General features: G+C 64.4%; 11 protein-coding genes. 2 read left to right on the forward strand and 9 right to left on the reverse strand.

Going from position 1 to position 12,241, the window contains the following annotated elements; all coding sequences use genetic code 11:
* Positions 1-106: 106 nt before the first annotated feature.
* The gene (locus AB3X96_RS00220; RefSeq protein ID WP_368588169.1) at positions 107-880 is read left to right on the forward strand and encodes a DUF969 domain-containing protein; all 774 of its coding nucleotides are present in this window, start codon (positions 107-109) and stop codon (positions 878-880) included.
* Entirely contained in the window at positions 877-1,833 is a 957-nt protein-coding gene (locus AB3X96_RS00225) for a DUF979 domain-containing protein (RefSeq protein WP_176110042.1), read from the forward strand. Before AB3X96_RS00220 ends, AB3X96_RS00225 begins: the two co-directional genes overlap by 4 nt.
* A gap of 65 nt (positions 1,834-1,898) precedes the next feature.
* Here AB3X96_RS00225 and AB3X96_RS00230 read toward each other — a convergent pair whose 3' ends face one another.
* The 9 genes from AB3X96_RS00230 to AB3X96_RS00270 all read right to left on the reverse strand — a co-directional run bounded on the left by AB3X96_RS00230 (position 1,899) and on the right by AB3X96_RS00270 (position 12,099).
* A complete protein-coding gene (locus tag AB3X96_RS00230; protein WP_368588170.1) occupies positions 1,899-3,158 on the reverse strand; it encodes a TraB/GumN family protein in 1,260 nt (419 codons plus the stop codon).
* Positions 3,151-4,170, reverse strand: coding sequence for a peptide ABC transporter ATP-binding protein (locus AB3X96_RS00235; protein ID WP_368588171.1), 1,020 nt, complete (start codon positions 4,168-4,170; stop codon positions 3,151-3,153). Before AB3X96_RS00235 ends, AB3X96_RS00230 begins: the two co-directional genes overlap by 8 nt.
* Positions 4,167-5,171, reverse strand: coding sequence for an ABC transporter ATP-binding protein (locus tag AB3X96_RS00240; RefSeq protein ID WP_368588172.1), 1,005 nt, complete (start codon positions 5,169-5,171; stop codon positions 4,167-4,169). Before AB3X96_RS00240 ends, AB3X96_RS00235 begins: the two co-directional genes overlap by 4 nt.
* 2 nt (positions 5,172-5,173) lie before the next feature.
* Positions 5,174-6,091: an ABC transporter permease subunit gene (locus tag AB3X96_RS00245; RefSeq protein WP_176367735.1), complete on the reverse strand. Its 918-nt coding sequence runs from the start codon at positions 6,089-6,091 to the stop codon at positions 5,174-5,176.
* Positions 6,092-6,099: 8 nt separating this feature from the next.
* Complete coding sequence (locus AB3X96_RS00250) at positions 6,100-7,110, reverse strand: ABC transporter permease subunit (protein WP_176110037.1); 1,011 nt, start codon at positions 7,108-7,110, stop codon at positions 6,100-6,102.
* Between the two features lie 141 nt (positions 7,111-7,251).
* Entirely contained in the window at positions 7,252-8,883 is a 1,632-nt protein-coding gene (locus AB3X96_RS00255; protein ID WP_368588173.1) for an ABC transporter substrate-binding protein, read from the reverse strand.
* A 203-nt stretch (positions 8,884-9,086) separates the two neighbouring features.
* Positions 9,087-10,730 (reverse strand): ABC transporter substrate-binding protein, encoded by a 1,644-nt coding sequence (locus AB3X96_RS00260; RefSeq protein WP_368588647.1) that lies wholly within the window; start codon positions 10,728-10,730, stop codon positions 9,087-9,089.
* Positions 10,731-10,903: 173 nt separating this feature from the next.
* Complete coding sequence (gene metF, locus AB3X96_RS00265) at positions 10,904-11,734, reverse strand: methylenetetrahydrofolate reductase [NAD(P)H] (RefSeq protein WP_368588648.1); 831 nt, start codon at positions 11,732-11,734, stop codon at positions 10,904-10,906.
* 11 nt (positions 11,735-11,745) lie between these two features.
* Positions 11,746-12,099 (reverse strand): phage holin family protein, encoded by a 354-nt coding sequence (locus AB3X96_RS00270; protein WP_368588174.1) that lies wholly within the window; start codon positions 12,097-12,099, stop codon positions 11,746-11,748.
* Positions 12,100-12,241: the final 142 nt, after the last annotated feature.

Below are 12,241 nucleotides of genomic sequence, written 5' to 3' on the forward strand. Positions count from 1 at the left end.
ACGCGGCCGCAGAGCCGCGGCAGCACGCCGGCGCATGGGGCCGCATGCACCGGTTCACGTCAGCCGCAACCCGCGGCGAAGTTGAATAACCTCTTTGGAGACCCTGATGCAGACAACTGTCAGTCTATGGCCGCTCATCGGCGTGGCCGTCATCATCGTTGGCTTTCTGTTGCGCTTCAATCCGATGCTGATCGTGGCCGTCGCCGCGATCGTCACCGGTTTCGCCGCGCATTTCCCGCCGGAAAAGATCCTCGCGCTGATCGGCACCGGCTTCATCAAGACGCGCAACATCCCCCTGATCATCCTGCTGCCGCTCGCGGTGATCGGCCTGCTCGAACGACATGGCCTGCGCGAGCGTGCGCAGGCATGGATCAGCGGCATCAAGGCGGCGACCGCCGGGCGTCTGTTGATCGTCTATCTGGCCGTGCGCGAGCTGACCGCCGCGGTCGGCCTGACCGGGCTCGGCGGCCATCCGCAGATGGTGCGTCCGCTGATCGCGCCGATGGCCGAGGGCGCGACCGAGAACCGCTTCGGCAAGATCAGCGACGCGGTGCGCTTCCGGCTGCGCGCGTTCTCGGCCGCAACCGACAACGTCGGGCTCTTTTTCGGTGAGGACATCTTCGTCGCGTTCGGAGCGATCGTGCTGATGACGACCTTCCTGAAGGAAGCGGGCATCGTCGTGGAGCCGATTCACGTGGCAGTGTGGGGCATTCCGACCGCGATCAGCGCGTTCATCGTGCATGGCTTCCGGCTCTGGCTGCTCGACCGGTGGCTCGAGCGTGAATTTCGCGGCAAGGTGTCGGGCGGTACTTCGAGCGCGAAAGCGACCGCCACATCGAAACCGTCGTCGTCCACACGTGCTACCGGAGACGAAGCATGACCTTCACGATCACCTATCTGTTCTGGTTGCTCGGCATCGTGCTGCTGATCGTCGGCGGCATGATCGTTACGGACCGCCAGCATCCGCGCCGCTTCACCGCGGGCGGATTCTGGATTCTTTACGCGCTGATCTTCCTGATCGGCGACCGGCTGCCGCCGGCCGTGGTCGGCGTCGCAGTGATCGCGATGGCGCTGATCGCGGGCTTCGGCGGCGTCACCGCGGGCAAGCCGAAGACGCTGTCGCTCGAAGCGCGTCAAGCGAGCGCCGCGCGACTGCGCAACAAGCTGTTCGTGCCCGCGCTGACGATTCCGGTCGTCACCGTGATCATCACGCTCGCGGCAAGCCATCTCGTGTTCGGCGGCGTGCCGTTGATCGAGAAGGCCAACGTCACGCTGATCGGCTTCGGCATCGGCTGCGTGATTGCGCTCGCGATCGCCTGCGTGATCACGCGCGACACGGTCGGTCAGTCGATGAAGGAGGCGCGCCGCCTCGTCGATGCGCTGTCGTGGGCCGCGGTGCTGCCGCAGATGCTCGGCATGCTCGGCCTCGTGTTCTCGGACGCGGGCGTCGGCAAGGCGGTCGCGCACGTGACCACGTCGTATATCAGCCTCGACTACCGCTTCGTCGCGGTGGCCGTGTACTGCATCGGCATGGCGCTGTTCACGATGGTGATGGGCAACGGCTTCGCGGCGTTTCCGGTGATGACGGGCGGCGTCGGGGTGCCGATCCTCGTCGGCGTATTCCACGGCAACCCGGCCGTGATGGCCGCGATCGGCATGTTCTCCGGCTACTGCGGCACGCTGATGACGCCGATGGCCGCAAACTTCAACATGGTGCCGGTCGCGCTGCTCGAATTACCCGACAAGAATGCGGTGATCAAGGCGCAGATTCCGACGGCGTTGACGCTGCTGGTGATCAATATTTTTCTGTTGAATTTCTTGATGTTTCTGTAGCGCTGCTGACAAGCGCGTCGCTCAGAGAAGCGACGCGTGAAAAGACGCGAGCGGTCTTGCGCCGCTCACCCCGCCTCCACCACGAAGCCGTGCTGCCGCAACAGCTGCAGCACGCCCTTCGGTCCACCCAGATGCAGCGCGCCGATCGCGACGAACAGCGGCTTGTTCGGCGCGGCGAGCTGCAGCATCTTCGCGACGAAGCGGCGATTGCGCTCGTAGACGATCCGGTTATCGATCGAACCGGAGATGCGGGGATCGCGCGCGAGCTTCTCAGATTTGGCGGCCTGCCACGCGGCGATCGCATCGGCATCGCCGACCTGCCATAGCCGATGCAGCGTGCGCACGTCTTGGACGTTCTGCGCCGGCGTCTGCACCAGGTCCTGTGCGAGCATCTCACGCTGCTGCGCGGCCGACAGTCCGGTGAACGAACGCATCTGCTGTGCGAGCGTTTCGAGTCCGACGATCTTGCCGCGCGTCTTCAGATACACGTTCTGCAATTGCGCTTCGGTACCGTACTCAGTTTGCAGACCCGCTGACAGCGAGTCGTAGGTCTCGACCACCAGCGACGCAAGCCACGGCCGCATCTTCTTGATCGCATCGAGCGCGGCCGGGTTGCCGCGCAGCCGCAGCGCGAGCTTGTGCCACAACGGCTCGGGCAGCAGGCCCGGCAGGCAGTCGTGCTTGCACACGCCGTACTTGGAGACGTCGTCCTGCGACACCAGCAGTTCGTCGGGCGACAGTTCGAGCGCGAGTGTCGGCGACGCGGCAAGCGCCGCGAGGATCGGCGCGCGGAACGGCTGCGCCGCCGGATAGTCGGCCGGATCGCCGACGTGCAGCGTGCCGAGCATATAGATGGTGATATTGCCGCGTGTCGCGACATAGAACGGCATGCGCGCCGGTTGCTGACGCACCGGTCCGCTCGCGGTGGTGCCGGGGACCGGGGGCGGCGCAATCGACGGCGGTGGCGTGGCTGGCACATTAACCGCCGGTCGGGCCGCCTGGGCCGCGGGGGCTGGCGTATTGGCCGCCGCGCCGGCTGCGTCAGCGATGCCGGGCACGGCCGCGCCGACCGACAGCGCGCAGCCTACGCGCAAAAAAGCGGACAGCGACGCGGGAAGAACTACGGAGCAAAAGGCGCGCGCGAGCGCATCGACAACCGCGCAGAAAAACGTGCGAAAAAACTCGCTGAAGAAGCTTCCAGCAAATGCGCCGCAGGGCGCGGCGCCTCCCGGCGCACGCGCCCCGCGGCGCCGCGCGAAGCCGGCTATCGAGCCGCCTTCACACAAGCGGCGCGCAAGACGACGCGCCGCCACCCCATCAGGCATCCACGTCCCCCACCTCTTCGGCGCGGTGACACGAGACGAGGCGCCCGTCCACTTCACGCAGCTTCGGCACCTCGCTGCGGCAACGATCTATCACGTACGGGCAGCGCTGATGGAACGTGCAGCCCGACGGCGGATTCAGCGGCGACGGCATTTCGCCTTGCAGCTTGATCTTGATCGTGCGGTCCGCCTCGAAGATCGACGGGGTCGCCGACATCAGCGCGCGCGTGTACGGATGGCGCGGCTTCGAGAAGATGCGCTTCTTGTCGCCGAGCTCGGCGACGCCGCCGAAGTACATGACCATCACGTCGTCGGCGATATGCTCGACCACAGACAGGTTGTGCGAGATGAACACGTAGCTCGTCTTGAACTCATCCTGCAGGTCCATGAACAGGTTCAGGATCTGCGCCTGGATCGACACGTCGAGCGCGGACACAGGTTCGTCGGCGACGACGATCTGCGGATCGAGGATCATCGCGCGCGCGATCGCGACCCGCTGACGCTGGCCGCCGGAGAACATGTGCGGATAGCGCTTCGCGTGCTCGGGCCGCAGGCCGACCGTGCGCATCATCTGCGCGATGCGCTCGGCGCGCTCGGTCGCGCTCATCTGCGTGTTGATCGCGAGCGGTTCGCCGAGCGTTTGCTCGACGGTCTTGCGCGGATTGAGCGACGCAAACGGGTTCTGGAACACCATCTGCACGCGCCGCCTGAGCGCGGCGATCTTCTCGTGATTCGCGCCGGCCACGTCCTCACCATCGATCAGCAGGCGGCCCGCGCTCGGCGTTTCGATCATCGTCAGCTGGCGCGCGAGCGTCGACTTGCCGCAGCCGGACTCGCCGACCACCGCCAGCGTCTTGCCGCGTTCGAGCGCGAACGACACGCCGTTCAGCGCCTTCACCGTGCCGTGCGCGAACAGGCCGCGCTTGACGTCGTAGTAGCGCGCGAGCTGATCGGCGACGAGCACGTGATCGCCAGGACGATCCGACTGGCGACGGGTTTCGGGTACTGCGCTCATCGGGCGCCTCCTTGCGTGTGAACGTTGGCGTCCTTCTCGAGGTTCAGCGGCTTGATGCAGCGCACGCGCGTGAACTCCGCATGGGCGGGCAGCGCAGCGAGCGCGGGGCGCGCCTTCATGCAGTCGTCGACCACGTACTTGCAGCGCGGCGCGAACAGACAGCCCTTGGGCCGGTCGTCGCGGCCCGGCACCATGCCCGGCAGCGCTGCGAGCCGCACCGCGCCCACGTTGTGCTCGGGAATCGCGGCCAGCAGCGCTTCCGTGTACGGATGATGGGGCGCGGCGAAGATGTCGGGCACCTTGTTCGTCTCGATCACTTCACCCGCGTACATCACGGCGACGCGCTGCGCGACCTCGGACACCACCGCCAGATCGTGAGAAATCAGCACGAGCGCCATGCCGCGTTCCTTCTGCAGGCGCATCAGCAGTTCCATGATCTGCGCCTGGATCGTCACGTCGAGCGCGGTGGTCGGTTCGTCGGCGATCAGCAGCTTCGGGTTGCAGGCGATCGCCATCGCGATCATCACGCGCTGGTTCATGCCGCCCGACATCTGATGCGGGAACGAGCCGATGCGGTTCTTCGCATCGGGAATGCCGACCTGGTCGAGCAGTTCGAGCGCGCGTTTGTCGAGCGCGCTGCCGCGCAGACCTTCGTGCAGCTTCAGCACTTCCTTGATCTGATAGCCGACCGTGTAGCTCGGATTCAGACTCGTCAGCGCGTCCTGGAACACCATCGCGATGTCCTTGCCGATGATCTTGCGGCGTTCCTTCGCGGAGGCGTTCAGCAGGTTCTTGCCGTCGAACGTGATTTCGTCGGCGGTGACCTTGCCGGGCGCGTCGATCAGGCCCATCAGCGCCATCATCGTCACGCTCTTGCCCGAGCCCGATTCGCCGACCACGCCGACCACTTCGCCCGGTGCGATGTCCAGATTGATGCGGTCGACCGCGGGCAGGCCGCCGAAATTGACCGCGAGATTGCGGATGGTCAGTAGCTTGCTCATGATCAGGCCATCCGTTTCAGTTTGGGGTCGAGCGCGTCGCGCAGCCCGTCGCCGAGCAGGTTGATCGCAAGCACCGAGATCAGGATGGACAGGCCAGGCATCGTGACGATCCACCATGCGCTGTCGATGTAATCGCGCGCCGACGCGAGCATCGCGCCCCACTCCGCCGACGGCGGTTGCACGCCGAGGCCGAGGAAGCCGAGCGCCGCGGCATCGAGAATCGCCGACGAGAAGCCGAGCGTAGCCTGCACGATCAGCGGCGCGGTGCAGTTCGGCAGCACCTGCGAGAACATCAGCCGCAAGGTGCCCGCACCGGCAACGCGCGAGGCGGTCACGTACTCCTTCTGCAATTCGCCTTGCGCGGACGCGCGCGTCAGACGCACATAGCCCGGCAGCGCGACGATCGCGATCGCGAGCATCGTGTTGACGAGGCCCGGACCGATGATCGCGACTACCGCGACCGCGAGCAGCAGCGACGGCAGCGCGAGCAGCACGTCCATGATGCGCATGATCGGCGTGTCGGCCCATTTCTCGAAGAACGCGGCGATCAGCCCGAGCACGATGCCCGGAATCAGCGCGAGCACCACCGACACGAAGCCGATCCAGAACGACAACCGCGCGCCGTACATCAGACGCGAGAGGATGTCGCGGCCCGCTTCGTCGGTGCCGAGAATGAACTTCCAGTTGCCGCCGTCGAGCCACGCGGGCGGAATCTTCACCGAGTCGCGGTACTGCTCGATCGGGCTATGCGGCGCGATCAGCGGCGCGAAGATCGCGATGAAGATCAGCACCAGCACGATGATGCCCGCGCCGACCGCGCCACGGTTGCGCGAGAAGTTCGCCCAGAATTCGCGTGCCGCGATGGCGCGGCCGCTCGGTGGGGTGACCGCCTGGGGGACGGTGTTTTGAATGTCAGCCATGGTCGTGATTACCTCGTATGGCGAATGCGCGGGTTGAGCACGCCGTACAACAGATCGACGACGAGGTTCACGACGATCACCAGCGTCGCGATCAGCAGGATACCGCCCTGCACGACCGGATAATCGCGCCGGCCGATCGCATCGATCAGCCATTTGCCGATGCCCGGCCATGAAAACAGCGTTTCGGTCAGCACCGCGCCCGCAAGCAGCGTGCCGACCTGCAAACCAATCACGGTGACGACCGGAATCAGCGCATTGCGCAGCGCATGCACGACGATCACGCGTCCCGGCGACAGCCCCTTCGCGCGCGCGGTGCGGATGTAGTCCTCGCGCAGCACTTCGAGCATCGACGAGCGCGTCATGCGCGCGACGACCGCGAGCGGAATCGTGCCGAGCACGATCGCGGGGAGGATCAGGTGACTGAGCGCGGACGTGAACGCGCCTTCGTCGGTGGACATCAGCGAGTCGATCAGCATGAAGCCGGTCACGTGCGGGATGTCGTATTCGACCGCGATGCGGCCCGACACCGGCGTCAAGCCGAGCTTGACCGAGAACACCATGATGAGGATCAAGCCCCACCAGAAGATCGGCATCGAGTAGCCGGTCAGCGCGGTGCCCATCACGCCGTGATCGACCACCGTGCCGCGCCTCAGCGCCGCGAACACGCCCGCCGGCAGGCCGACGATCAGCGCGAACAGCATTGCGCAGAACGACAGTTCGACCGTGGCGGGAAAGCGCGCGAGGAATTCGCCCATCACGCTGGTGTTGGTGATGATCGAGGTGCCGAGGTTGCCGTGCAGGGCGCGGCCGATGTAGTGGAAGTACTGGATTGGCAGGGGCTCGTCGAGCCCGAGGCGGTGCATCGCGGCCGCGTGCATGGCCGGATCGACGCCGCGCTCGCCCATCATCACTTCGATGGGGTCCCCCGGGATCAGGTGAATCAGCGCGAACGCGAGGATCGTGATGCCGATGAACGTCGGTATCACCATGCCGATGCGGCGCAAAACGAAGCGGAACATGGTTCGCTCCTATGGTACTGGTGATGAAAAAACGCAACCGGCGACGAGGGCTCGTGACCCCGGTCGCCGGACCATTTCGACCAGTTTTCTAACCGTGCGAAAAGCGTACTGTATTGCGGCGTACTGTGCGAACTTTACGAATTACTTGACGCTGACACCGTCGAAGCGCGCGTAGCCGAGCGGTTCGATCCGCATGTCGACCACCTTCTTGCTGACCGGCTGATAGACGGTCGAGTGCGCGACCGGCGAGAACGGCAACTGCTCCGCGAAGATATGCTGCGCGTCGCCGTAGATCTTCGTGCGCGTCGCCACGTCCGAGGTCGTGCGGCCCTTCTGGATCAGCTCGTCGAACGGCTTGTAGCACCACTTCGAGAAGTTGTTGCCGTTGATCGCCTCGCAGCCGAGCAGCGTGCCGAGCCAGTTGTCCGGATCGCCGTTGTCGCCGGTCCAGCCGATCAGCATCGAGTCCTGTTCGCCCGCGTGCGCGCGCTTGATGTACTCACCCCACTCGTACGTGACGATCTTCGCCTTCACGCCGATCTTCGCCCAGTCCGCCTGGATCATTTCCGCCATCAGGCGCGCGTTCGGGTTGTACGCGCGCTGCACGGGCATCGCCCACAGCGTGATGTCGAAGCCGTTCGGGTAGCCGGCCTTCGCGAGCAGATCCTTCGCCTTGGCCGAATCGTACGAGGCGGCCGGCAGGTTCTTGACGAACGACCATTGCGTCGGCGGCATCGGGTTCGTCGCGAGCTGGCCCGCGCCCTGGTAGACCGAGTCGATGATCGCCTTCTTGTTGATCGCCATGTCGAGCGCCTGACGCACTTCGAGCTTGTCTACCGGCTTGTGAGTCACGTTGTACGCGAGGTAGCCGAGGTTGAAGCCCGGCTGCGACGGCATGTCGATGTTCGGCTCGGCCTTCAGCGGCGCGATATCTGCCGGGCGCGGATAGCTCATCACCTGGCATTCGTCGCGCTTGATCTTCTGCACGCGCACGCCGGCGTCCGGCGTGATCGAGAAGATCAGCTTCGAGATCTTCACCGCGTTCGGCTTCCAGTATTCCGGATTGCCGTCGAAGCGGATCGTCGCGTCCTTCGTGTAGCTGCGGAAGATGAACGGACCGGTGCCGACCGGGAACTGATTGATATCGGCGGCCTTGCCTGCCTTCAGCAGTTGATCCGCATATTCGGCCGACAGGATCGACGCGTATTCCATCGCCAGATTCTGGATGAACGGCGCGTTGACTTCCTTCAGCGTGAACTTGACCGTGTACGGGTCGACCTTCTCGACGCTCGTGATCAGCTTGTCGAGGCCCATGTCGGTGAAGTACGGGAACTGCACCGGATACGCCTTGCGAAACGGCTGGTTCGGGTCGAGCATGCGCTGGAACGAGAACACCACGTCGTCCGCGTTGAATTCGCGCGTCGGCTTGAAGAACGAGGTGGTCTGGAACTTCACGCCGTGACGCAGATGGAACGTGTAGGTCTTGCCATCAGGCGACACGTCCCACTTCTCGGCGAGGCCGGGCTCGACCTTGGTGCCGCCGCGCTCGAATTCGACGAGGCGGTTATAGACGGTGAACGTGTTGGCCGTGAAGTCGACGCCCGTGGTGTATTGGGCCGGATCGAAACCCGCGGGACTGCCTTCCGAGCAGTAAACGAGGGTTTTGTTCGGAATCCCAGCGGCCTGCGCGCTCGTGACGCCAAGCAGGGATGCCGCTGCGGCTGCGACGAGCGTAGACGCACGCGCGACGCGCAACAGACTGTTTTGCTTCATGTTTCCTCCAGGTTCAGGGCCGGCTTGCGCCGGCGTAGCGGGATATTACTTGAGCTTGGGCCGGCCACCAAGCGGAGCAAAATCCCTCTGTTGACGATAGGAAACACTTCGTGCAAACGTTTTGCCGCGGTACTGTCGCGGTCCGGACGGCCCATTCGAGCCGCCCGGCGACGAAAGCGGCGCAAAAAGCGCGCCGCGTCCGCTTACTTCACCCCGACCTCCAGGAATTGCGTCGGTCCGAACGGATCGATCTTGAAGCCCGTCACGTTCTTGCTGATCGGCTGATACACGGTCGAATGCGCGATCGGCGTGAACGGCACCTGGTCCTTGAAGATTTCCTGAGCCTGGGTGTAGGCCTTCAGCCGATCGGGCATCCTGGTGGTGCTGCGGCCCTGCTTGATCAGATCGTCGTAAGGCTTGTAGCACCACTTCGAGAAGTTGCTGCCGTTGACCGCGTCGCAGCCGAGCAACACGCCGAGCCAGTTGTCGGGGTCGCCGTAGTCACCCGTCCATCCGATCAGCATCGCCTGATGCTCGCCGGCATGCGCGCGGCGGATGTACTCGCCCCACTCGTACGTGGCGATATTCACCTTGACGCCGATCTTCGCCCAGTCAGACTGCAGCATTTCGGCCATCAGGCGCGCGTTCGGGTTATACGGGCGCTGCACCGGCATCGCCCACAGCGTCAGCTCGAAGCCGTCGGGGTAGCCGGCCTCCTTCAGCAGCGCTTTCGCTTTGTCGACGTCGTACGGCGCGTCCTTCAGGCTCTTGTCGTAGCCCCATTGCGTCGGCGGCATCGGGTTGGTCGCGAGCTGGCCCGCACCCTGGTAGACCGCTTCGATGATCGCCTTCTTGTTGACCGACATGTCGAGCGCGCGGCGCACGAGCACGTTGTCGAGCGGCTTTTTGGTCGTGTTGTACGCGATATAGCCGAGGTTGAAGCCCACTTCGCTCGGCATCGCGAGCGAGCCATCGGCCTTCACGGTCGGGATGTCGGCCGGGCGCGGATACGACATCACCTGACATTCGCCGCGCTTCAGCTTTTGCAGGCGCACGGCCGGATCGACGGTGATCGCGAAGATCAGCTTGCCGACCTTCGCGACGCCCGGCTTCCAGTAGTCGGGATTGCCGTCGAAGCGGATCGTGTCGTCCTTCGTATAGCTGCGGAAGATGAACGGACCGGTGCCGACCGGGTATTGGTTGATATCCGACGCCTTGCCCGCCTTCAGCAGCTGATCCGTGTATTCAGCCGACAGGATCGATGCGAACGGCATCGCGATCTGCTGCAGGAACGGTGCGTCGACTTCCTTCAGCGTGAAGCGCACCGTGTACGGGTCGACCTTCTCGATTTTGGCGATGTTCTTCGCGAGACCGAGGTCGTTGAAGTACGGGAAATTGACCGGATACGCCTTGCGGAACGGATTCTCGGGATCGAGCATGCGCTCGTAGGTGAACACGACGTCGTCCGCGTTGAATTCGCGGGTCGGCTTGAAATACGGCGTGGTCTGGAATTTGACGCCGCGGCGCAGATGGAACGTATAGGTGAGGCCGTCGGGCGACACGTCCCACTTTTCGGCGAGTCCCGGCTCGATGTCCGTGCTGCCATGCGCAAATTCGACCAGCCGGTTATAGACCGTGTACGAGCCGGCGCTGAACTCGACGCTGGTCGTGTATTGCGCGGTATCGAAGCCCGCCGGGCTGCCTTCGGAGCAGAAAATCAGCGTCTTGTCGGGCAGCGAGGCCGCCTGCGACGCGGCGGGCGCGAGGCCGCTCGTAGCGACCGCGAGCGCGGCGAGAGCCGGCAGGCAGAACTGGTGAAGCGCGAACAGTCGGTGTGCCGCAGTCATTCTTGTCACTGTCATATCGTCCTCCGCACAGCAGCCGGGGTAGCTGCTTTTCGATGATAGACAGCCCAAAAATGAGCTTCAACAGGGACTTACCACGCTATTTGGGACAAATTCGAGACCCACGCCGGACTGGCGGGGACCGCGCGGCCGTTGCGGCCGCGCGTGCATGGCCGTTACACGGCGAGCCGTTCGCAGATCGCCCTGGTCGAGGTGGCCGCGTTCAGCGTATAGAAGTGCAGGCCGGGCACCTTCGCGTCGACGAGCCGTTGACACAGATCCGTCACCACGTCGAGCCCGAACGCGCGGATCGACTCGCGGTCATCGCCGAAGCTCTCGAGCCGGCGCGCGATCCAGCGCGGCACTTCGGCGCCGCACATTTCGGAGAAGCGCATCAGCTGCGAGAAGTTCGTGATCGGCATGATGCCGGGCACGATCGGCACGTCGACGCCGAGCTGGCGCGCATCGTCGACGAAACGGAAGTACGCGTCCGCGTTGAAGAAGTACTGCGTGATCGCCGAGTTCGCGCCGGCCTTTACCTTGCGCGCGAAATTCTCCAGATCGTGACGCGGCGAGCGCGACTGCGGATGGTATTCCGGATAGCCGGCCACCTCGATCCAGAACCAGTCGCCGAACTCGGCACGGATGAAGCTGACGAGCTCCGATGCATAGCGCAGCTCGCCGACCGCGCCCATGCCCGAGGGCAGATCGCCGCGCAGCGCGACGATATGGCGGATGCCGTGCGCGCGGTACTCGTTAAGAATCGCGCGCAGGCTTTCCTTCGACGAGCCGATGCACGACAGGTGCGGCGCCGCCTCGAGCCCTTCCTTCGCCATGTCGATGACGGTATCGAGCGTGCCTTGCTGGGTCGAGCCGCCGGCGCCGAACGTGACGGACACGAACTTCGGCTTGAGCGACACGAGTTGCGCGCGGGTCGCGCGCAGTTTGTCGATGCCTTCCTGCGTTTTCGGCGGGAAGAATTCGAATGAGAGTTCGATCGGATTCATAGTCAATAAGGTCAACCGAGACTGCGGTTGCCGAAAATGAGCGCGGACAGCAGCCACGACACGATGCTGTACAGGATCGAGCCGAAGAACGCCGACCAGAAGCCCGACACCTCGAAGCCCTTCAGCAGCGATGCGCACAGCCAGAAGCACAGCGCATTGACGACCAGAATGAAGAGTCCGAGCGTGAGGATCGTGACGGGCAGCGTCAGCAGGATCAGTACCGGCCGAATCACCGCATTGATGAGACCGAGCACGATAGCGACGATCAGCGCGGTGCCGAAGCTACGGATGTGGATCGACGGAACGATGTAGGTGATGATCAGCAGCGCGAGCGCGTTGATGAGCCAGGTCAGCAGCACGGTCATGTTAGAACTCCTTGTAAGCACCTGTGCGGGGAAGATGTCCAGCAAATGAAAAGCGGCGCTGTCGAACAAAGCGGCGCATTGCGCGCCGCCCCGGGATCAGACCGTCAAACTTTTCACCGCCGTCCGCTTGGCCGGGCGCGCG

The sequence above is a fragment of the Paraburkholderia sp. BR13439 genome, from assembly GCF_040948805.1.
Lineage (GTDB): Bacteria > Pseudomonadota > Gammaproteobacteria > Burkholderiales > Burkholderiaceae > Paraburkholderia > Paraburkholderia youngii.

Excerpts from the sequence above, each read along its gene's own strand:
- AB3X96_RS00220 (WP_368588169.1), top strand. The coding sequence starts at position 107 with ATGCAGACAACTGTCAGTCTATGGCCGCTCATCGGCGTGGCCGTCATC.
- AB3X96_RS00260 (WP_368588647.1), bottom strand. The coding sequence starts at position 10,730 with ATGACTGCGGCACACCGACTGTTCGCGCTTCACCAGTTCTGCCTGCCG.
- AB3X96_RS00255 (WP_368588173.1), bottom strand. The coding sequence starts at position 8,883 with ATGAAGCAAAACAGTCTGTTGCGCGTCGCGCGTGCGTCTACGCTCGTC.
- AB3X96_RS00235 (WP_368588171.1), bottom strand. The coding sequence starts at position 4,170 with ATGAGCGCAGTACCCGAAACCCGTCGCCAGTCGGATCGTCCTGGCGAT.
- AB3X96_RS00270 (WP_368588174.1), bottom strand. The coding sequence starts at position 12,099 with ATGACCGTGCTGCTGACCTGGCTCATCAACGCGCTCGCGCTGCTGATC.
- AB3X96_RS00240 (WP_368588172.1), bottom strand. The coding sequence starts at position 5,171 with ATGAGCAAGCTACTGACCATCCGCAATCTCGCGGTCAATTTCGGCGGC.
- AB3X96_RS00225 (WP_176110042.1), top strand. The coding sequence starts at position 877 with ATGACCTTCACGATCACCTATCTGTTCTGGTTGCTCGGCATCGTGCTG.
- AB3X96_RS00245 (WP_176367735.1), bottom strand. The coding sequence starts at position 6,091 with ATGGCTGACATTCAAAACACCGTCCCCCAGGCGGTCACCCCACCGAGC.
- AB3X96_RS00230 (WP_368588170.1), bottom strand. The coding sequence starts at position 3,158 with ATGCCTGATGGGGTGGCGGCGCGTCGTCTTGCGCGCCGCTTGTGTGAA.
- AB3X96_RS00250 (WP_176110037.1), bottom strand. The coding sequence starts at position 7,110 with ATGTTCCGCTTCGTTTTGCGCCGCATCGGCATGGTGATACCGACGTTC.
- metF (WP_368588648.1), bottom strand. The coding sequence starts at position 11,734 with ATGAATCCGATCGAACTCTCATTCGAATTCTTCCCGCCGAAAACGCAG.